This is a genomic window from Actinocrinis sp. (assembly GCF_035653575.1).
GTDB lineage: Bacteria > Actinomycetota > Actinomycetes > Streptomycetales > Catenulisporaceae > Actinocrinis.
Genome location: NZ_DASRBQ010000002.1, coordinates 1 through 20,005, shown reverse-complemented (window position 1 = coordinate 20,005; position 20,005 = coordinate 1). Strand labels below are relative to the sequence as shown.

The window sequence follows — 20,005 nt, the reverse complement described above, 5'->3', positions numbered from 1 at the left end:
CGTGGTGGCCATGGTCTTCCCCGCATTCGGCCCGCCGACCCGCGAGGCCGTCGACGCGGAGCTCGCGCGGCTCGGCCAGGACGCGGCCCGGGTCGCCGACGCGCTGCTCGCGCTGGCCGACCATCCCGGCTACAAGCTGCTCGACAGCGCCCCGCTGACCGGGGTGACCGCGCAGCGCTGGCAGCGGACCGCCGCCCGGATCGCGGGGCTCTGGGACGACTACACCGCCTACCAGGACGTGCTCAGCCGGGCCGGGGAGATCCGCGGGCGCAGGGCCAAGCCGCGCCCCGAGGACCTGAACGCGATCGCCGAGCTGCTGCGCGGCAAGTCGATCACGCTGTCCACCAAGCACCTGGCCCTCTCCGAGCGCACCCTGCTCGGCCCGAGCACGGTCAGCGAGACCGCGACCCTGGCCGAGACGCTGCACCGGATGAACACCGACTTCCAGCTCGCCGCGGACTTCGTGACCGCCGCGGACGCCACCTGGAATCGGCTCTTCCAGCAGGCCGACCCGGTCCAGGAGCGGATCAAGCAGGTCGCGGCCGTGGTGCGGCAGCTCGAGGACCGCACCCTGGCGACCGCGCTGGCCGGGATCGGGGACGAGTACGCCAAGCTGCGCCGCGAGGTCTTCGCGGACCCGATCGGGGTCGCCGCGCCGGGCTCGGCCTTTCCCAGCCGGCTGGAGCGGATCCGGCAGGACGTGGAGTCGGTCGCGGCGGCCGCCACCGGGGCCGCCGATCTGCGCGCCGACTTCGAACAGCGGACCGCGCAGCTGTCCCGGCTGATCGACCGGATCGCCGACGTGGAGGACGCCCAGCGCGCCGCCGAGCGCGCCGCGCGGGAGAAGATCCTCGTCGGCGCGCTGCCCGCGCCCACCACCCAGGCGCCCGCGCTGCGCGCCCGGCTGGCCGCGCTGGCCGAACTGCGCGACCGCGGCCTATGGCGGCGGCTCGCCGATGAGGCGGCGGCGCTGGAGACCGCGCTGGACAACGCGCTGAACGCGGCCAACCGGGTGCACCGGGCGGTGGCCGGACTGCTGGAACGCCGCGAAGAACTACGCGGAAGACTGGCGGCGTACCGGGTGCGCGCGGCAAGATCGGGTGCTGCGGAGGAATCGCGGCTGGAGGCGCTCTACCTCCAGGCCCGCGATCTGCTGTGGTCCAAGCCGTGCGACCTCGCGGCGTCCACTCGGGCGCTGGCGGTGTACCAGAAGGCGGTGCTGGCGCTGGACCAGCCCGGCCGTGGGGGAGGGGTGCGAGCGTGAACGGGGTCAGGTGCGGCCGGCCAGGCTGCGCGGGGATCATCGAGGACGGATACTGCGACACCTGCGGGCTGGCGCAGAAGTCGCCGAAGGTGGCCGCCGCCGGCGCGGGCTCCGGCGTTTTCGGAGTCGGCGCTCCGGGGCCAAGCGCGGTACCGAGCGGGATATCCGGCGGGTCCGGCCCGGTGCTCTGCGGGCGGCCCGGCTGCGACGGCATGATCGAAGACGGATACTGTGACACCTGCGGCATGGCCGCATCCGCTAAGGACCCTGCGGCGGCCGTGGAAGCGATCGCCGGCCCGGGCTCGGGAACCGGCGCAGCGCTGCCGGGCGCGCGCACCGGTTCCGGCGGCCGGCACGGCGCCGCGCCGAACGGCGGAACATCGAGCCCTGCTTCCGGGAACGGCCCGGCTTTCGGGAATGGCGCAGCGTCCGCGAACCCCTCCTCCGCGCGCACCGGCTCGGTCCGCGGCTCGGCGGTCTCCAGCCGCACCGGTTCCAGCCGCACCTCCTCCGGCCGGGCCCGCGGCTCGGCGGTCTCCGCGCGCACCGCCTCCTCCCGCACCGGCTCGACGCACGGCTCGCGCTCCACCGGACGCGGCGGCCTCGGCCTCGGCCTGGTCGAGATCCCACAGGTCGAATACCGCGACCCGAGCGAGGCCGTGCTCTCCGACCCGCAGGTGCCCGAGCACAAGCGGTTCTGCTCCAAGTGCGGCGAGAAGGTCGGCCGCTCCCGCGAGGGACGCCCCGGACGCACCAGCGGCTACTGCGCCAAATGCGGCGGCAGCTACGACTTCAACCCCAAGCTCGCCGCGGGCGACCTGATCGGCGGCCAGTACGAGGTGCTCGGCTGCCTCGCGCACGGCGGCCTCGGCTGGATCTACCTGGCCACCGACAACAACGTCTCAGGGCGCTGGGTCGCCCTCAAGGGCCTGCTGGACACCGGGGACGCCGACGCGATGGCCGCGGCCGTCGCCGAGCGCCAGTTCCTCGCCGAGGTCGAGCACCCGAACGTGGTCAAGATCTACAACTTCGTGCGCCACCAGCTCGACGACTACATCGTCATGGAGTACGTCGGCGGCAAGTCGCTCAAGCAGATCGCGCTGGACTACAAGGCGGAGCACGGCGGCAAGCCGCTGCCGCTCGAGCAGGTGCTCGCCTACGCCATCGAGATCCTGCCCGCCTTCGGGTACCTGCACTCGATCGGGCTGCTCTACTGCGACTTCAAGCCGGACAACGTGATCCAGTCCGAGGAGCAGCTCAAACTGATCGACATGGGCGCGGTGCGCGCCTTCGACGACGAGGACTCCGCGGTCTACGGCACCGTCGGCTATCAGGCCCCGGAGATCGCGGAGCACGGCCCGTCGGTCGAGTCCGACCTGTTCACCGTGGGCCGGATGATGGCCGTGCTCTCCTTCGACTTCAAGGGCTTCACCTCCACCTACGCCACCACGCTGCCGCCGCGCGACTCGGTGCCGGTGCTGGCCAAGTACGAGTCCTTCGACCGCGCCCTGCGCCGCGCCACGCACGCCCAGCGCGAGCGGCGCTTCTCCTCCGCCGCCGAGATGGCCGTCCAGCTCACCGGAGTGCTGCGCGAGGTGCTCGCGCTCGGCGACGGGGTGCCGCGCCCGGCCCCCTCCACCCTGTTCACCGGAGAGCGGCTGGCCGTCGGCACCGACCTGACGCGGCCGGACGGCAGGCAGTTCGCCTCCGCGCTGCCGATCCCGACCGTCGACCCGACCGACCCGAACGCCGGCGCCCTGGCCACCCTCGGCGGCAGCCCGAAGCAGATCGTCAACACCCTCAACAACCTGCCGAACCCGTCCACCGAGGTCTACTACCGGCTGGTGCGCGCCGAGATCGAGGACGGCCGGCACCGCGAGGCGATCGGCTGGCTCGACCTGCTGCAGGAGCAGGACCCTTACGACTGGCGGGTGCAGTGGTACCGCGGCCTGCTGGCGCTGACCCGCGAGGAGGGCGCCGAGGCGCGCGCCTACTTCGAGGCCTGCTACGACGAGCTGCCCGGCGAACTGGCGCCCAAGCTCGCCCTCGCCGCCGCAGCCGAGCTCTCCGGCTCGCAGGACGTCGCGCTGCGCTACTACCAGCTGGTCTGGGCCGTGGACCGCTCCTACGCGACCGCCGCCTTCGCGATCGCCCGGCTGCGCGCGGAGCAGAAGGACTACGCGGGCGCGGTCGAGGTGCTCGGCCAGGTACCCGAGTCCTCGATCCACCGCACCGCGGCCGAGATCCAGGCGATCACCACCCGCCTCGCCTCGCCCGGCTTCGCCGACTGGGTGGCACCCGCGGAGCTGCACGAGCTGAGCACCCGCGTGGCCGCGCTCGGCCTGGACGGCGAGGCGCACGAGTCCATGGTGTGCCAGGTGCTGATCGGCGCGCTCAGCTGGCTCATAGCACACCCGACGACCTCCGCCGTCGCGCGCAACATCGCGCAGGGCCGGGTGTTCGACGCCGACCTGACCGAGCGCGAAGTGCGCCTCGCCCTGGAGCGGTCCTACCGGGCGCGCGCCCGCATGGCCCCCGACCGAAGGAGCCGGATCGAACTGGTGGATCAGGCCAACGCGCTGCGACCCAGGACCGTGCTATGACCGCAGCCGAACTGCCGGGAAACCCGGTGTCGGGCAACCCGCGGACCCAGGAGCCGCCCGCGCCGCCGGACACGCGCGCATGCAGCTCTTGCGGCGCACAGGTGCTGCCGAGCGACGGCTACTGCGAGGAGTGCGGCGCCGACCTGCTGGTGCGGCGCAGCACCCCGCCGGGAAGCGCGACGCTGCCGTGTTCCGACTGCAGCGGCACCGCCTTCACCGACGGCTACTGCGACCACTGCGGCAGGCTCGCCCCCTCACCGCGCGATCACTGGGAGCGCGACCTGGGCATCGTCGCCGGGGTGAGCGACCGGGGGCTGCGGCACAGCCGCAACGAGGACTCGATGGCCTTCGCGGTGATCGGCGAGGGCACCGAGTACCCGGCGAGCGTCGTCGTGGTCTGCGACGGCGTCTCCAGCTCCGTCGATCCGCAGCGCGCCTCCCAGCTGGCGGCGAACACCACCCTGGACTACCTGGTGCGCGCGCTGCGCCACGGCGAACCCGCGCCCGCGTCCACCAGCGCCGCGATCGAGACCGCGCAGCAGGCGGTCGCCGGGCTCGCGGAGGAATACCGGGACCGCGCGGACGCCCCCTCCTGCACGATCGCCACCGCCGTCGTGGAACGCGGCCGGGTGACCGTCGGCTGGGTGGGCGACAGCCGCGTCTACTGGCTCGCCGCGAACGGCGGCACCTCGCGCCGGCTCACCGACGACGACACCTGGGCCGGGCAGCTGATCGCCGGGGGAGCGGTGAACGAGGCCGAGGCGTACAAGGCCCCGCACGCCCACGCGATCCTGCGCTGGCTGGGACCGGAGGCTCCGCCGGAGCCGCCGCACGTGCGCGACTTCGCACCGGAGGGCCCCGGCCTGGTGCTCGCCTGCAGCGACGGGCTGTGGAACTACGTCTGGGACGCGGCAGACCTGGCCACTCTGGCCGGCGAGGGCTGGGACGGGTTGGCCGCGGCGTCGGCGTCGCTGACCGCCGTCGCGCTCAACAGCGGCGGACAGGACAACATCACCACGGTGCTGGCCTACTATCCGCCGACCGCGCCGCCCGCAGCCGCGGCCGCAGCCGCGGCGCCGACGCTCCAGTTGCCGCCGCTGACCGAGACCGCTGAGATCGCGTCCACCGACATCGCGTCCAGCAACGGAACCGTGCCGTCCGACGAGGGGATCGAACCGTGAGCACGCCGACCCTGCCGCAGTTCAGCGTGAGCGTCTACCAGAACGAGTTCCTGCCCGAGGGCGCCGGCGAGGTCAACGCGATCGTGACGGTGACCTCCAGCGGCGCGGTCGCCGGGCCGAGCAGCGGTGCCCGCGCGGCCCAGGTGATCATGGTGGACTGCTCGGGTTCGATGGACTACCCGAGCGCGAAGATGTCCGCCGCGCGCCAGGCCACCAAGGCCGCGATCGACGCGATCCGCGAGGGCGTCCCGTTCGCCGTGGTCGCCGGGACGCACGTGGCGCGGATGGTCTTCCCCACCACCGAGTACCTGGTGCCCGCCGACGCCGGCACCCGCGCCGCGGCGAAGGCCGCCGTGGACCGGCTCACCGCCGGCGGCGGCACCGCGATCAGCCAGTGGCTCTCGCTCGCCGACCGGCTGTTCACCGGGCACGAGAACGCGATCCGGCACGCGATCCTGCTCACCGACGGTAAGGACGAGCACGAGAGCCCGGACGACCTCGGCATGGCGATCGCGCGCTGCGAGGGCCGGTTCACCTGCGACTGCCGCGGCATCGGCACCGACTGGGTCGTCGCGGAGCTGCGCCGGATCGCCGGCGGCCTGCTCGGCAGCGTGGACATCGTGGCCGATCCGGCGAACCTCGCCGACGACTTCCGCGCGATGATCGAGGGCGCGATGGGCAAGGCCGTGGCCGACGTGCGGCTGCGGCTGTGGTCGCCGCAGGGCTCGACGATCAAGTTCGTCAAGCAGGTAGCGCCAACCGTCCTCGACCTGAGCGGCCGCCGCCTGCAGACCGGGCCGCTGGCCGGGGACTACCCGACCGGGGCGTGGGGAGCCGAGTCGCGCGACTACCACGTCTGCGTGACGGTGCGGCCCGGATCCGTCGGCGACGAGATGCTGGCCGCGCGCGCCTCGCTGGTGTCGATCGACGGCTCGGGCCAGGCGCAGGTGCTCGGCCAGGGCCTGGTACGCGCGGTGTGGACCGACGACGCGGCGCTGTCCACCAAGATGAACCGCCAGGTGGCGCACTACACCGGGCAGGCCGAACTGGCCGACGCGATCCAGGCGGGACTTGAGGCGCGCAAGAACGGCGACTACGACACGGCCACGGCCAAACTCGGCCGCGCGGTCCAGCTCGCGGCGGCCTCCGGCAACGACGACACCACCAGGCTGCTGGCCAAGGTGGTCGACGTGGAGGACCCGGCGACCGGCACCGTGCGGCTCAAGGCGCGGGTCAACGACGCCGACGAGATGGCTTTGGACACCCGGTCGAGCAAGACCGTGCGGGTGGGCAAGGGCAACAACCAGGGCTGACCGGCCTCAGGGCGGCCAACGAGATCAGCAAGCACCGGGGAGGTCCCATGGCGCGGTGTCCGGCCGGGCACGAATCGCAGACCAGCGACTACTGCGACACCTGTGGCGCGGTGATGGGCGGCTCACCGGTCACGCCCGCCGCGCTGTTGGAGAGCACCGCTCTGCTCGGCGCGGAGGCGGGCCCGGCGCAATCGGGCGCCGGCGGCTCCTGCCCCAACTGCGGGGCGGAGCGCGGCGGCCGGTTCTGCGAGGAATGCGGGTTCGACTACGAGCTGGCCGAGCTGCTCCCGTCCGTGCCGGCCGCGACCGGCGCGGCCCAGACGCAGACGGGTCCGGAACTGAATGGCCACGCGCCGGCGGGCGCCGAGACCGCCGCACCGCAGCCCCCTGATCCGCAGCCGGCCGGACTGGGCGGCGGCCTGCCGGAGCCGCAGGCGCCGCCTGTCGCGCCGAGCCCGGACGCGGCCACCGGTCAGGGTTTCGGCGCGGACGGCGGCGCCGCCGCCGAGAGCGCGAGCCAGCCGTCCCAGGCGCCCGTGAGCGCGCAGCCGCTGGCCATCGTCGTCACGGCGGACCGCGAGTACTACGCGGCGCAGGTCGAGCGCGGCGACATCATCGAGTCCGAATTCCCGTTCCCGAAGTATCCCGGCGAGCGCCGCTTCGCCCTCGACGCCGACCTGGTCAGGATCGGGCGCGCCTCGGCCAGCCGCGGCATCGCGGTGGAGATCGACCTGACCGGACCGCCGCTCGATCCGGCGGTCTCGCACCTGCACGCCCAGCTCTCGCGCGGCGAGGACGGCGGCTGGCGGCTGGTCGACCTGGGCTCCGCGAACGGCACCAGGCTCAACGGCGCCGAGCAGCCGGTGCCGGTCGAGACCGAGATCCCGGTCAAACCGGGGGACCGGATCCACGTGGGTGTGTGGACCACGCTCACCCTTGAAGAGGCCTGATCCGGCTCGCTCCGAGCGCTAGCCGTGGAAGCAGAGCACGGACATAGCCGCGCGCGGTTCGTGCACACTCCGGTTGCGTCCGCATGTGCGAGTGACTATGCAAACGCCGCCCGGTCCCCGCACGGACCGGGCGGCGTCTCACGCGCCCGCTCACGGGGCGCCGGCGCCCCGCGAACCGGAAGACGCGCCCCGCGGCGGGGCGCGGCGAATCAGAGCACGTCGTCGAACTCGCCGTCTTTGATTCCGGCGAGGAACGCGGCGATCTCGGCGCGGGTGTAGATCAGCGCCGGCCCGTGCGGGTCGCGGGAATTGCGCATCGCGACGCTTCCGTCGGCCAGCGGCGCGACCTCGACGCAGTTGCCGTTGTAACCGCTGTGGCTGCTCTTGCGCCAGGCGGCGCCGACCAGCGCATCGGCCGAGACGCCGTTGTCGAACTTCGGGGTTTCGCCTGCCATGACCTCTCACTCTCCGACCGGCTTGCACGGTCCGTCTGCATGAGTCACTTGCATGTGCATTGGGGCACTCACGCAAAGTAGCACCGCCGGATCGGATTGCATACGAAGACCTGAGAATCAGACGATTGCGGACCATGGCGCGAAGCCGGCCCGGCGCCGCGCCGGAACGCGGAATCGACGGCGCAACGACGCCGCGCACGCGGCGTCAGAGAGCCTGCGGGCGCATCAGGCTATTGCGTCAAGCATGACCGGACCCGAACGAATGTGCCCGGATTCAGATGTCCTCGCGCGCCTTGAGCAGAGTCTGCCGGGTGCGCGCCGGGGTCTCCGCCTCCACGGCCAGGCGGTCGAGGGCGCGGCTGTAGATCTCGATCTCCTCGGGCTTCTCCAGGTACAGCGCGCCCGCGAGGTGCTCGACGTACACGATGTCGGACAGCTCCTGCTCGCCGAAACGAAGCAGCGTGAACGCGCCCTCCGCGCCATAGCCGCTGGTCTGGTACGGCACGACCTGCGCAGTGATGTTCGGCAGCGTGGTCATCTCCAGCAGATGGTCCAGCTGGGCGCGCAGCACCCGCACGCCGCCGATCCTGCGGTAGAGCACTGACTCGTCGATGACCACCCACAGCTTCGGCGCGGACTGGCCGAGCAACACCTTTTGCCGCTGCATGCGCAAATGCACCTTGCGTTCGGTGTCTCGGTCCGCGTTCTCCGGGCGGCCGCGGCTCGCGATCGCCAGCGCGTAGTCCTCCGTCTGCAGCAGGCCCGGGACGAACTGGTTCTCGTACGCCTTGATCTGCGACGCCGACTCCTCGAGGCCGACATAGTCCTCGAACCACTTCGGCATCAGGTCGGAGTAGGCGTGCCACCAGCCCTGCACGTTCGATTGTTCGACGAGGTTGAGCACCTTCTGGCGCTCCTCCTCGTCCGTGACGCCGTACAGCGTGAGCAGGTCCGCCACGTCGCGCTCCTTGAAGCCGACGCGGCCGCTCTCCATGCGGCTGAGCTTCGACTCCGAACCGCGGATGCTGTACGCGGCCGACGCGCGGGTGATCTCGGCCCGCTCGCGCAGCCGGCGCAGCTGCGTGCCCAGGATGAGCCGACGCACGGTCGGGCCGGTCGCGGCCTCGCTCCGTCGGTCGTCGATCATGCCCATCAGGACCCTCCCTCGAAACTGCCCGGGTACGCTTACGATGTTATTACGACTCCTTACGCTAAGTTAAGCGCCGTCAGCTTTCTGGTTGTGCAAACGAACCGGGAGAACGCAATGACCGATAACGCCTCCGCGCAGTCAAGTGCCACCGCGTCCGAGCGCTCCGTGCCGGTAGGTGTCGACCCCACCAGGGCCAGCATCGCACGTGTCTACGACGCGTTCCTCAACGGCAAGGACAACTACGAGGTGGACCGCGACGTGCTGCGCGGTGTGCAGAAGGCGGCTCCCGAGGCGGTCGACCTGGCCTTCGAGAACCGCGGCTTCCTGATCCGGGTGTGCCGGTTCCTGGCCACCCAGACCGGGATCGACCAGTTCCTCGACTGCGGTTCCGGCCTGCCGACCGCGGAGAACGTGCACCAGGTCGTGCAGCGGACCAATCCGGACGCCTCGGTCGTCTACATCGACAACGACCCGGTGGTGCTGGCCCACGGCCGCGCGCTGCTGGAGGAGAACGAGCGCACGCACCTGGTCTCCGCGGACATCTTCAACCCGGCCGAGGTGCTGGGCAACGAGGAGATCCGCGCCCGCATCGACTTCTCAAGCCCGCTGGTCTTCCTCCAGATGGGCACGCTGCACCACTACAACGGCCCGCGTGAGCGCCCGGCGCAGATCATGCGCGAGTACATCGACGCGCTGCCGTCCGGCTCGTACGTGGCGATCAGCCACTTCTTCGACCCGGAGAACGAGTACAGCGCGGTGGCCCGCAAGATGGAGGAGATGTTCCTGCACAGCATGATGGGCTCGGGCACCTTCCGCACCCGCGCCGAGCTGCTGGAGCTGTTCGACGGGCTGGAGCTGGTCGAGCCCGGCCTGACCCTGTGCGCCGACTGGTGGCCGGACGGGCCGCGGCTCAAGCCGCTCAACCAGGTGCAGAACTGCATCGCCGGAGCGGTCGGCCGCAAGCCCTGAGCGCGGGGCCGGCCGGCTTCGAACGAAACGCCGAAACGCTCAGGTGGCGCGTTCTCGAGCGGCCGGATCCGAGCCAGGGCACCGAATACCGAAGCAGCTGAACAGCGAAGCACCTCAGCAGCGAAGAACCCTGAGACGACGCCGCCCGAACCGGCGGGACCTGGCCGGCTCCGGCGCGAGCCGGCCAGGGCCGACCGGTTCGGGCGGCGGCGCAGGGGGATCGATCCGGGCCCCGGCAGCCGGGGCCCGGCCGTGTCAGCCTGCGTACTTGACGATGGTCTTGGTGAAGTCGTACGGGCTCTGGGTGATGTTGGAGCAGGTTCCCGGGGCCCAGGGCTCGACCACGCCGGCCGGGCACTGGAAGTCCCGGTTGACCGACCAGAACGAGAACCAGGCCGGGTGGTTGGCCTGCGCGAAGCCGAGCAGCGTGCTGAAGTCGGACTGGGTGAACAGCTCAGAGGGCTGATCCGTGTGGCCGTTCATGAGCTGGAAGCCCAGGTGCGCCCAGGCCTGCGCCGCGCTCCAGCCGTAGATGCCCTCCAGCTGGCCCACCGCGTCGTCGGCGATCGCCTCGGTCTGCGAGACCTCGGTGCCGGAGGTCAGGCCGGTGTCGAAGTCCATGATGTTGATCACGTCGAGCCGGGCGCCGTTCGCGATCGCCTGCCGGATCTCGTCGGTGCCGCTGCCCGGGAAGCCGACGGTCGTCATCGGGATGGTCAGCGAGACCTTGAGGTTCGGGTTGTCCGCCTCGAGGATCTTGATCGCGCCGAAGCGGACGCCGGTGTTCGAGTCCAGCGCGGTGTTCTCGTAGTCGAAGTCGACCCGGTCCAGCTTGTACTTGGTGATCACCTGCTGGTACGCGTTCGCGAGCGCGGAGGTCGAGCCGCAGGTCGAGCCGAGCTCGGTGCCGTTGTAGCCGCCGAAGGAGACCGCGGCGTCGCCGCCGGCCGCGCGGATCGCGTTGATGTCGGCGGCCACCGTCGTGTCCGAGGACACCGGCATCGCGGAGTTGCCGTCCCAGGCGGGCGTGCAGCCGCCGGAGTCCAGCACGAAGGCCAGGTTGAACTCGGTCTCGCCGGAGCCGCTGATGATCGAGGAGATCGACGCCGGGTTGTTGTCGACCGGCATGAAGTACACCGGGTGCGTGAAGGGGCCGCCGCCGGGCGGCGTCACGGAACCGGTCGGGGAGGCCGAGGGCGAGGGCGACGTGCTGGGGCTGTGCGACGGTGACGCGGACGGGGACGGCGAGGGCGAGCCGCCGGTCGCGGAGGCCGAGGGTGACGGCGATCCGGTGCCGCCCGGGCCGTTGAGGGCGAGATCATCCGCGTAGTACGCGCCCTGCGCGTACCAGCCGTGTACGAACACTTGCACGCTGGTCTGGTTCGCCGCGGTGGTGAACGTGGTGGACAGCTGCTGCCACGACGTCGCCGACGGCGTCCAGTTCGAGGTACCGCCGGTGATCCCGAGATACACGTAGGCGCCCTCGACGTAGCCGGACAGCGTGTAGCTGGTGTTCGGCAGCACCGAGACGGTCTGCGTGCACTGCGCGTCATCGGACGAGGTGGCGGCGCCGGCCAGCGCGTGCGCGCCGGAGTGGACGGGGGAGGAGACCACCGACCCGGTGCCGGCGTCGCAGCTCCAGCCGGTCAGGTCGCCGGACTCGAACCCCGAGTTGGTCAGCAGGTTGGTGGTCGCCGCGCCGGCCGGGACGGCGAGGAACGCGACGACCCCGACGCCCCCGGCCGTCAGGGCCAGGGCCAGGGCCGCGGCGCCCAGGCGCTTCGGCGGGCGGACGAGGATGCGGGGCGGACGCACGGAGGCGCTCCTTGTCTTCGGTCGGCGGAAGGCCGCGCGGCAGAGTGGGGCCGTGCTGGTCCGGGTCGCCGTACCGGAGGGAGCAACTGCTGTGCACTGTGGTCCAGACCACTCGCTTCTGTCAAGGTTGTGGTCTGGACCAATTTACGACGCGCTGCGCGCCGGTCCCGCTCGGCCGGACAGGCGCCCGGCGGATCAGGCGACGAGGTCCGCCCGATGATCCGAGGCGTGCCGCGGACCGGGCAGGGCGCGGGCCAGCGCCAACCGCCGCACCGCCTCGCGCAGCAGCTCCGGCGGCTGTACGTACGGCAGGCGCACGTACCGCTCGAAGGTCCCGGCGTCGGCGCCGAATCTCGGTCCGGCGTGCAGCAGGACGCCGTGCGTTTGCGCGCGCTGGGAAAGCGCCGTCGCCTCCTCGCGGTCCATCCGCAACCACAGGCACAGTCCGCCCTCCGGCACCCGGTAGGTCCAGGTCGGGAAGGTCTCCGTGACGGCCTGCATCAGCACCGCGCGTTGCTCCCGCCAGGCGCGCCGGTGCTCGTCCAGGTAGTCCTGCTCCCCGCGCAGCACCGCGGCCGCGGCCAGCTGGTCCAGGATCGGCGAGGCCAGATCCATCGCGGCGCGCGCCGCGGCCAGCTCGTGCACGATCCGCACCGGGCCGCGCAGCCAGCCGATCCGCAGCCCACCCCAGAAGGACTTGGCCATCGAGCCGCAGACCAGCACCGCCTCGGCGTCGACGGGCCGGATCGTGGCCGCGTACGGCGGCGGGACCGGTACGTCCAGCGCCACCTCGGTGATCGTCTCGTCGGCCAGCAGCCACGACCCGGCCAGCCTGGCCGAGCGCGCGATCGAGGCCTGGGCGTCCAGGTCCATCAGGTGCCCGGTCGGGTTCTGGAAGTGCGGGACCAGATACGCGAGGCGGGGCCGCAGCTGGGCCAGGGCGTTCTCGTAGCTGCCGGGCACCCAGCCGCCCTCCTCCAGGGGGACCGGCATCGGCCGGGCCTGCGCGTTGCGGAAGGTGTCCAGAGCATTCGGATAGGTCGGGCTCTCCACCAGCACCCGGTCGCCGGCCCGGCACAGCAGCCGCGCGACCAGCGTGATCGCGCCCTGGGCCCCGTTGGTCACCAGGATCTGCTCCGGCGAGGTGGGCAGCCCGCGGGCGGTGTAGTGCTCCGCGATGGCCTCGCGCAGGATCTCCAGGCCGTAGGGGACGTACCCGCCGGCGCCGGAGTACGCCGGCAGCTGCTCCGCCGCGGTCCGCAGCGCGGACTGGAGCACGGGCAGCGGGGCGAGCGGCGCCGCGCACATCAGGTCGATCACATCACCGTCCTGGCCGGCGGCCAGCCAGCCGCCGCTGGTGCGCGCCGCCGCGCCGTCCGGCAGCGAGACGTAGCTGCCGGAGCCCTGCCGGCTGACCGCGAAGCCGCTCTCGCGCAGCAGCGAGTACGCGGCGGTGACCGTGGTTCTGCTGACCCCGAGGGCCTCGCTCAGCGCACGCTCGGCCGGAAGGCGGGTGCCCAGGGCCAGCCGGCCGTCAAGGACCAGCCCGGTGATCCGTTCCGCGAGCGCCGCCTGAAGCGGCCTGGCCCGGCCCGCGGCCCGGCCTTGCTCCGCGGTGTCCGCGCTGCGCCAGGGCCCGAGCCGCTGCGCGAGCTGGTGCGCTCCGATCGTGGTGGTCGGCGCTGCCAATCAGGCCACCTTCTTCAAATTGGCTATCGAGGAACGGTCCAATCGTCATTCAGAATGGCAGTAGAAGGCCGCAGATTCAAGATTGGCCGCAGCTTTCACGAGGAACAGGAGAGCAGCCATGTCGTTCCGCACCGAGAAGCCCAGCGCGTCCACCGCGATCACCGACCAGCTGGAGCGCCAGTTCGCCGCCGGGCGCGCCGAGCGGATCAGCGACCCGCTCGACCTGAGCCGGATCACCCGTCTCTGGCGCCGGTCCAGCCGGGGTGCGCGCGCGTGATCGCGCGCGAAAGCGCGAGCGCGCGACTGCTCCAGCTGGCCGCCGGCCTCTTCCTCTACGGCGTCAGCGAGGCGCTGATGCTGGCCCCGGCGGTCGGCGTCGACCCCTGGGACGTCTTCCACACCGGATTGGCCCGCATCACCGGCATCCCGGTCGGCACGGTGCTGATCATCGTCGGCGGCGTGGTGCTGATGCTGTGGATCCCGCTGCGCCAGCGGCCCGGCCTGGGCACCGTCGCCAACATCATCGTGATCGGCGCCGTCGTCGACGTGCTGCTCGCGGCCATGCCAGCTCCGCACGCGATCTGGCTGCGCTGGGCCGTGTTCGTCGCGGGCGTCCTGCTCAACGGGGTCGCCACCGGGCTCTACATCGGCGCCGGGCTCGGCGCCGGACCGCGCGACGGCCTGACCACGGGCCTGGCGGCGCGCGGCCGCTCGATCCGCGTCGTACGTACCGGCATCGAGCTGTCCGTGTTGGTCGTGGGCTGGCTGCTCGGCGGCAACGTCGGCGCCGGCACGCTGGTCTACGCCCTCGGCATCGGCCCGCTGGTGCATGTGACGATCCCGTGGTTCGCCCGCGGATCGGCGAAGCCGGCACCGGCGGGTACGCCCACGCCCACACCGGCACCCACGCCAACGCTCGCACCGGCACCGGCACTGGCGGCCGCCGCGCCGGTGTCCCAGACCTGCTCCGGCATCGGCTAATCCGACCCGATCCGGAACCCGATCCCGGTCGGGTGGTCGTCTTCGCTGACCCGGCGCGGGGGCCGGATCAGCACTCGATTCAGCACTCGATCTGGATGTCGAACTTGGCGGCCACCTGCCGCAGCACGCTGTCCTGGGCGGCCAGGTGCGCGGCGATCTGCTCCTGGCCGTGCAGCAGCGCCTCGGCGTCCTTGAACGTCGCCTCCGAGCGCTTGTCCGCGGCGTCCGCCTGGACGTTCTGGCCGACCATGATGACCGAGAGCAGCACCAGCTGCAGGAAGGTCTGCGCGATCCAGGAGATGATCGCCGCGGTGCCGGCGCGGATTGCCGCGGGCAGGCTGATCAGGTCGAACAGCGCGAAGGCGTAGGCGCACCACATGCTGCCGACGACCTTGGTGATGAAGAGCGCCAGCCGCGTGTTGAACCGGGCGACCGCGTTCCCGGTCGGGTGCTGGTCGGCGACCTTGACCGGTCCGTGCGCGTTCCGGTGCTCGATATGCGGGTGGACCACGTGGACATGCAGAGTGCTCATCGCTTCAGCTTCCCCTCACTAGCCGCCGCCCGAGCGGCTACTCGCTCCGGGCGGAAAAGTCGAGTCAGGCTAGCGGCAATGCGATGCGCGCGGAACCGTGACGCGCGGTCCGTGACGCAGACCGGAAAGTCCGTTACCGAAACGCGTTGCCAAGCCACCGGGGGTCGCCCACTCGCCCGCTCTGACGTGCGGTCAGGCGAGCGGCGTCGTTCGATGGAGTCATGCTGACTGATCTTCAGCACCGGAGGCTCTGGCCGCTGCCCGCGCGGCCTGCGCGAGCCGGACGGCCGGTGGACCGGGTCGCGGTGCGGCAGCGGCGGCGCGGATGATCACGATCCTGCTCACTGCCTGCGCCGTCGCGGTCCTGGTCGCCGCGGCGGTGCTGATGCGCCGGCGGATTCGCGCGCGCGGCGGCGAACACGGACGGGCCGAGGCCGCCGCGGACTACGTCGCCATGTTCATGGTCACCATGTACACGGTGCTACTCGCCTTCATCGTCGTCGTGCTTTGGCAACGCCTCGACGACATCAACGCCGACGTACGCACCGAGGCGCAGGACCTCACGCAGCTGGTCTGGGCCGGACAGCGGCTCCCCGCGGCCGATCGCGAAGCGTTGCGCAGCGCGGTCACCGACTACACCACCGCCGTCCTGGACCGCGAATGGCCGCCCGCCGACCTCTCCGCGACCGGCGGCTCGGCGTTCGCGATCACCGGGCTGCGCGGCTACCTGGCCACCGCCTTCTCGCTCGACGAGCAGACCACGCTGCGCGATCAGGAGCTGTCCGTGCTCGACGAGCTCTCCGCCGCCCGGGCCGACCGCGTCGGCAAGTCGCTGGCCGGCAGCTACCCCGGCATCCTGACCGTCGCGCTCGTGCTGCTCAGCGCCGCCACCGTGCTGACCCCGTTCCTGCTCGGCCCGCGCGCCGAGCCGCTGAGCGTCCTCGGCATCGCGGTCACGATCGTGGTGGTGGGCGCGGCGCTCGCGCTGGTGATCGACCTGCAAAGCGAGTTCGACGGAGCGTTCGCGGTCTCCCGGGTGCCGTTCCAGACCGTCCAGCAACAGCTGGCCGCCACGGCGTCGTGAGGCGCTAACCTGAGCGTATGCCGCGCTACGAGTACCGGTGCCGCGCCTGCGGCGCCACCTTCGAGAAGACCCGCCCGATGAGCGAGGCCTCCGCGCCGATCGACTGCCCGCAGGGCCACCCCGACACGGTCAAGCTGTTCTCCATGATCGCGGTCGGCGGCATCGCCAAGCCCTCCGGTGCCGCGACCGGCGCCACGGCGTCCGGCGGTGGGTGCTGCGGTGGAGGCTGCTGCTCCTGACCGGCGCCGATCCCGTGGCCGGTGGACCGGGAGGGGGTCTGGACGCGGCGGCGCCTGCCGATAGGCTGCGATAAGGACCGCACTGTGCCGCCGGTCCGTACACATACCCATTTCCTCGGTCAAGGAGGAGCTCGGCAGTGAGCGAGGAACGCAAGCCCGACAAGCCGGTCAAGGGTCGCAAGAACGGCCTCTACCGGGGCATCTCCGAGGAGCTTGAGGACGGGATGCGCCGCGGCTGGAGCGATACCGAGCGCCATGACCTCGAACCGTCTGAGCAGTCCGGCTACGCCGCCAAGCGGCGCAAGGCCGTGTCCGCGGCCTTTCCCGGCGAGCGGATCATCATCCCGGCCGGGCGGCTCAAGACCCGCTCCAACGACCTGGACTACACCTTCCGCGCCGCCAGCGACTACGCCTACCTGACGGCCGATCAGACCGAGAACAGCGTCCTGGTCCTCGAACCGCAGCCGGACGGCGGCCACGCGGCCACCCTCTACCTGCTGCCGCGCTCCAACCGCGAGAACGGCGAGTTCTGGCTGGACGGCCAGGGCGAGCTGTGGGTCGGCCGTCGCCGCTCGCTGGCCGAGGCCGCCGCCGAACTCGGCCTGGAGACGCGGGACAGCCGCGAGGCCGCGCAGCGCATCGCCGAGGCCGTCGCCGCCGCGCCGCACGTGGTCACCCGGATCCTGCGCGGCCACGACGCGCTGCTCGACGCCGCGCTCGCCGAGGCCGGCGCCACGTCCCGCCAGGAGGCGGACGCGGCGGAACGGCTCGACGAGGAGCTCAAGGTCTTCATGCACGGCCTGCGGCTGGTCAAGGACGACTGGGAGATCGAGCAGCTGCGCCGCGCCTGCGAGATCACCACGCACGGCTTCACCGACGTGGTGCGCGAACTCGCGCAGGCGGTCGCGACCTCCGAGCGCTGGATCGAGGGCACCTTCTGGCGGCGCGCCCGGGTCGAGGGCAACGACGTCGGATACAACTCGATCTGCGCGGCGGGCCCGAACGCCACCGTTCTGCACTGGACCCGCAACAACGGCGCGGTACGTCCCGGCGAGCTGCTCCTGCTCGACGCGGGCGCCGAGACCGAGGCTCTTTACAGCGCGGACGTCACGCGCACCCTGCCGATCTCCGGCGAGTTCAACGAGATTCAGCGGCGGATCTACGACGCGGTCTACGACGCTCAGGAGGCCGGCATCGCGGCGGTCAAGCCCGGCGCGAACTTCCGCGACTTCCACGAGGCGGCGCAGCGGGTCCTGGCCGAGCGGCTGATCGAATGGGGCCTGCTGGAGGGGCCGCTGGAGCGGGTGCTCGACCTCGGCCTCCAGCGCCGCTACACGCTGCACGGCACCGGCCATATGCTCGGCCTCGATGTGCACGACTGCGCCGACGCCCGCTGCGAGGAGTACGTCGACGGCACGCTGCGCCCCGGCATGGTGCAAACCGTCGAACCAGGGCTCTACTTCCAGCCGGACGACGAGACGGTGCCCGCGGAGTACCGCGGCATCGGCGTCCGGATCGAGGACGACATCCTGGTGACCGCCGACGGCAACGAGAACCTCTCCGCTGGACTGCCGCGTCAGGCCGACGAGATCGAGGCGTGGATGCGCTCACTACGCGGCTAAGCCTGCCGGGCTGTGCCCGCGCGGCTAACCGCGCGGGCGGCCGCCCTGTTCGACCTCTGCGAAACCGGGATTCCCTGACGCGGAGCGTGACCGGTACGTCGCGAGCGGCTTGGCAGCGGGTTGAGATACCCGCGTCCCCAGCGTAGTTACGACGTATCAAGGGGACCGGAGGGGCGTAGCTTCAACACCAAAGAGTGACTCTCGCACCACAACGAGTCACTCAGGGCTCTACTGTCACCCTCGTGACCGTACCAGCCGCACAGCGCGTGCCCAACCACACGCTCAAGGCCATCCGCCTCGCGATGCGGATGAGCCAGAGCGAGTTCGCCTCCGCCGTCCGCCACGCGGGCGGGGTGCTCGGCGAGCCGAATACTTGCAACAAACGATTGGTGCAGAAGTGGGAGTCGGGCGAACACACGGAGTGCCGCCCGAACTACAAGCGGGCCCTGCAGGCGGTGACCCGCACGCCTTACGAACAACTCGGCTTCTCCGGCTCCCCGCCGCCGCCTCCGGACGCCCCGCTGCTGACCGGGCGGCTGGCCGGCACCTTCGCGGGCGCACCGCTACGGCGCCCGGCCGAGGAACCGCCGCCGGCGCCCGCCGCCGGTGAGCCCGGGGACCGGCTGCGCTTCGCGCTGGAACGCCCGGGACAGGCCGACCTGGAGGCGATAGCCATCGTCGAGACGAACACCGCGCGCCTGTTCGCCCTCGAACACCATCGCTGCGCGCGGACTCTCACCGGGGCGGTCAACCGGCATCTCGACGACATCTCCACGCTGCTGGCCGGCACCCGGCGCGAACCGCTGCGCAAGCGGCTGGCCGCGGCGGGCGGCCGGTCCGCGGCCCTGGCCGGCTGGCTCGCCTTCGACCGCGGCGACGCCACCGGCGCGCTGCGCTACTGGGACAGCGCGCTCGCGGCTTCGCGTTACGCCGCGGACGGCCCGCTGCTTGCCTGCGTTCTGACTTACCTGTTCTCTCCATAGTTCCGTAATGTCTCGGCGAGCCCTCTGGCCCGACGGCTGGTGACGCCTGTTCGATCGGGTGTCTTCGCTTCACGTTGGCTAGCAACTGTCTTGGAGGGTTTCGAATGGATTTGTTCTACATTGATCGACGGCTGGCTAAGCGCTGGCCCGGTGAGTCCGCTGATGGCCCGTCGGCCGCAGCTGTGACTGCGATTCTGGAGCACCGCACTTTGCCGGACGGCATGCCGGTGATGCTCGACGCGGCGATGCGGCCGATCGAACCGCTGTGCAGCTGGTTTCGTCACATGGCCTACGAAGGGTTGCGGCCGGAGACGATGCAGACGTACGCCCAGATCGTGCGCAGGCTGGTGGAGTTCCTCTCTCGGCGAGGCATCGATGTGTTCTCGGCTACCGAGGCAGACTTGGTCGCTTTTCACTCGGCTCGTACGGAGACACAGGCGGCTCCGATCGGGGAGGTGACTTGGGACAAGGATCGAGCCGCCATCAAGAAGCTATATAGGTGGCTCAAAGACGAACGTTATGTACGACAGCTGCCGTACCTCGCTCGTTCTCACCGTGGGCCGATGGGTACCGCGATGCACAGGGAGCCGAAGATCCGGCACATGGAGTTGGAGCAGTACACGTACTTCCGGGATGTGGGGTTGGGCGGGTTGCTGCCAGCCGGGCAGGTCGATCCAGCGTTCCGGGGATGGGCGCCGCACCGGGGACGTGCAGCACTGGAGCTGGCCTTGATGAGCGGGATGCGGCTGCAGGAATGGTCCACGATGCTGCTGCCCGAATTGGGCGTCGGCGCGCGGCGGCCTGGCGAGGGGGTGGAATTCACCCTTGAACGTTGCGCGAAGTACGGTCTGATGCGCCGGGTATGGGTGCCGTCGGCGGCGCTGGATGCAGTGGACATGTTCTTGCTGCTGGAGCGTCCACAGATGGTGGAGAAGGCTCAACGCTCCCTGAAGGCGCACGCCCCAGACCTGTTCATGGTTGAACGCGTGGACGCAGATCGGGGCCGGTTGTACGGCATTTACGACGGGCGCCGACGGGAGTGGCAGATCGAGGCGCTGACTCCCCAAATGCGTCACATCGCGGTGATGGAGGGGGAGTTCGGGCTCGAACCACTGGCCGTGTTCATCGGCCACGGCGGCCGGATGCTCGGGCCTTCGCGATGGGATGGGGTCCGG

At 71.4% G+C, this 20,005-nt stretch carries 18 protein-coding genes; 13 read left to right on the top strand and 5 right to left on the bottom strand.

Translation table 11 applies throughout. The features are described 5' to 3' along the window. Position 1 precedes the first annotated feature (1 nt). Genes VFA06_RS00105 through VFA06_RS00085 form a run of 5 tightly spaced genes read left to right on the top strand, consistent with a single transcriptional unit; the run spans position 2 to position 7,311 of the window. Positions 2 to 1,264, top strand: a complete 1,263-nt coding sequence (locus VFA06_RS00105; protein WP_324838235.1) for a hypothetical protein — start codon at positions 2 to 4, stop codon at positions 1,262 to 1,264. Further along, the gene (locus VFA06_RS00100; RefSeq protein ID WP_324838234.1) at positions 1,261 to 3,867 is read left to right on the top strand and encodes a serine/threonine-protein kinase; all 2,607 of its coding nucleotides are present in this window, start codon (positions 1,261 to 1,263) and stop codon (positions 3,865 to 3,867) included. Before VFA06_RS00105 ends, VFA06_RS00100 begins: the two co-directional genes overlap by 4 nt. After that, positions 3,864 to 5,048, top strand: coding sequence for a PP2C family serine/threonine-protein phosphatase (locus VFA06_RS00095; protein ID WP_324838233.1), 1,185 nt, complete (start codon positions 3,864 to 3,866; stop codon positions 5,046 to 5,048). The genes VFA06_RS00100 and VFA06_RS00095 overlap by 4 nt, the downstream gene beginning before the upstream one ends. Beyond that, positions 5,045 to 6,361: a VWA domain-containing protein gene (locus VFA06_RS00090; RefSeq protein ID WP_324838232.1), complete on the top strand. Its 1,317-nt coding sequence runs from the start codon at positions 5,045 to 5,047 to the stop codon at positions 6,359 to 6,361. The genes VFA06_RS00095 and VFA06_RS00090 overlap by 4 nt, the downstream gene beginning before the upstream one ends. Before the next feature lie 47 nt (positions 6,362 to 6,408). Then, positions 6,409 to 7,311, top strand: coding sequence for an FHA domain-containing protein (locus VFA06_RS00085; RefSeq protein ID WP_324838231.1), 903 nt, complete (start codon positions 6,409 to 6,411; stop codon positions 7,309 to 7,311). 209 nt (positions 7,312 to 7,520) lie between these two features. On the opposite strand, the gene VFA06_RS00080 is transcribed toward VFA06_RS00085, so the two are convergent. Together VFA06_RS00080 and VFA06_RS00075 are read right to left on the bottom strand one after the other, a co-directional pair. Further along, positions 7,521 to 7,766 (bottom strand): DUF397 domain-containing protein, encoded by a 246-nt coding sequence (locus tag VFA06_RS00080; RefSeq protein WP_324838230.1) that lies wholly within the window; start codon positions 7,764 to 7,766, stop codon positions 7,521 to 7,523. A 274-nt stretch (positions 7,767 to 8,040) separates the two neighbouring features. Next, on the bottom strand, positions 8,041 to 8,919 hold the full coding sequence (locus VFA06_RS00075) for a helix-turn-helix transcriptional regulator (RefSeq protein WP_324838229.1): 879 nt from the start codon (positions 8,917 to 8,919) through the stop codon (positions 8,041 to 8,043). A 111-nt stretch (positions 8,920 to 9,030) separates the two neighbouring features. Here VFA06_RS00075 and VFA06_RS00070 point away from each other — a divergent pair, with 111 nt between their 5' ends. After that, a complete protein-coding gene (locus tag VFA06_RS00070) occupies positions 9,031 to 9,885 on the top strand; it encodes an SAM-dependent methyltransferase (RefSeq protein WP_324838228.1) in 855 nt (284 codons plus the stop codon). 255 nt (positions 9,886 to 10,140) lie between these two features. On the opposite strand, the gene VFA06_RS00065 is transcribed toward VFA06_RS00070, so the two are convergent. Both VFA06_RS00065 and VFA06_RS00060 read right to left on the bottom strand, forming a co-directional pair. After that, positions 10,141 to 11,700, bottom strand: a complete 1,560-nt coding sequence (locus VFA06_RS00065) for a carbohydrate binding domain-containing protein (protein ID WP_324838227.1) — start codon at positions 11,698 to 11,700, stop codon at positions 10,141 to 10,143. A 195-nt stretch (positions 11,701 to 11,895) separates the two neighbouring features. Then, positions 11,896 to 13,389 (bottom strand): PLP-dependent aminotransferase family protein, encoded by a 1,494-nt coding sequence (locus tag VFA06_RS00060; protein WP_324838226.1) that lies wholly within the window; start codon positions 13,387 to 13,389, stop codon positions 11,896 to 11,898. 118 nt (positions 13,390 to 13,507) lie between these two features. Between VFA06_RS00060 and VFA06_RS00055 the strand changes: the two genes are divergently transcribed. Next, positions 13,508 to 13,666, top strand: a complete 159-nt coding sequence (locus VFA06_RS00055) for a hypothetical protein (protein WP_324838225.1) — start codon at positions 13,508 to 13,510, stop codon at positions 13,664 to 13,666. Beyond that, positions 13,663 to 14,370, top strand: coding sequence for a hypothetical protein (locus VFA06_RS00050; protein WP_324838224.1), 708 nt, complete (start codon positions 13,663 to 13,665; stop codon positions 14,368 to 14,370). Before VFA06_RS00055 ends, VFA06_RS00050 begins: the two co-directional genes overlap by 4 nt. A gap of 79 nt (positions 14,371 to 14,449) precedes the next feature. On the opposite strand, the gene VFA06_RS00045 is transcribed toward VFA06_RS00050, so the two are convergent. Continuing rightward, positions 14,450 to 14,902 (bottom strand): hypothetical protein, encoded by a 453-nt coding sequence (locus tag VFA06_RS00045; protein ID WP_324838223.1) that lies wholly within the window; start codon positions 14,900 to 14,902, stop codon positions 14,450 to 14,452. A 325-nt stretch (positions 14,903 to 15,227) separates the two neighbouring features. Between VFA06_RS00045 and VFA06_RS00040 the strand changes: the two genes are divergently transcribed. From VFA06_RS00040 to VFA06_RS00020, 5 genes are all read left to right on the top strand, one after another. Then, a complete protein-coding gene (locus tag VFA06_RS00040; protein ID WP_324838222.1) occupies positions 15,228 to 15,986 on the top strand; it encodes a hypothetical protein in 759 nt (252 codons plus the stop codon). Positions 15,987 to 16,003: 17 nt separating this feature from the next. Beyond that, on the top strand, positions 16,004 to 16,225 hold the full coding sequence (locus tag VFA06_RS00035) for a zinc ribbon domain-containing protein (protein WP_324838221.1): 222 nt from the start codon (positions 16,004 to 16,006) through the stop codon (positions 16,223 to 16,225). A 137-nt stretch (positions 16,226 to 16,362) separates the two neighbouring features. Next, positions 16,363 to 17,847, top strand: coding sequence for an aminopeptidase P family protein (locus VFA06_RS00030; protein ID WP_324838220.1), 1,485 nt, complete (start codon positions 16,363 to 16,365; stop codon positions 17,845 to 17,847). Between the two features lie 242 nt (positions 17,848 to 18,089). Next, positions 18,090 to 18,830: a hypothetical protein gene (locus VFA06_RS00025; RefSeq protein ID WP_324838219.1), complete on the top strand. Its 741-nt coding sequence runs from the start codon at positions 18,090 to 18,092 to the stop codon at positions 18,828 to 18,830. Between the two features lie 104 nt (positions 18,831 to 18,934). Beyond that, positions 18,935 to 20,005: site-specific integrase (locus tag VFA06_RS00020; protein ID WP_324838218.1), on the top strand; the 1,071-nt coding region annotated here is incomplete at its 3' end.

Coding starts and splice junctions, on each gene's coding strand:
- VFA06_RS00095 (WP_324838233.1), top strand. CDS start 3,864: ATGACCGCAGCCGAACTGCCGGGAAACCCGGTGTCGGGCAACCCGCGG.
- VFA06_RS00085 (WP_324838231.1), top strand. CDS start 6,409: ATGGCGCGGTGTCCGGCCGGGCACGAATCGCAGACCAGCGACTACTGC.
- VFA06_RS00080 (WP_324838230.1), bottom strand. CDS start 7,766: ATGGCAGGCGAAACCCCGAAGTTCGACAACGGCGTCTCGGCCGATGCG.
- VFA06_RS00075 (WP_324838229.1), bottom strand. CDS start 8,919: ATGGGCATGATCGACGACCGACGGAGCGAGGCCGCGACCGGCCCGACC.
- VFA06_RS00070 (WP_324838228.1), top strand. CDS start 9,031: ATGACCGATAACGCCTCCGCGCAGTCAAGTGCCACCGCGTCCGAGCGC.
- VFA06_RS00055 (WP_324838225.1), top strand. CDS start 13,508: ATGTCGTTCCGCACCGAGAAGCCCAGCGCGTCCACCGCGATCACCGAC.
- VFA06_RS00045 (WP_324838223.1), bottom strand. CDS start 14,902: ATGAGCACTCTGCATGTCCACGTGGTCCACCCGCATATCGAGCACCGG.
- VFA06_RS00040 (WP_324838222.1), top strand. CDS start 15,228: ATGATCACGATCCTGCTCACTGCCTGCGCCGTCGCGGTCCTGGTCGCC.
- VFA06_RS00035 (WP_324838221.1), top strand. CDS start 16,004: ATGCCGCGCTACGAGTACCGGTGCCGCGCCTGCGGCGCCACCTTCGAG.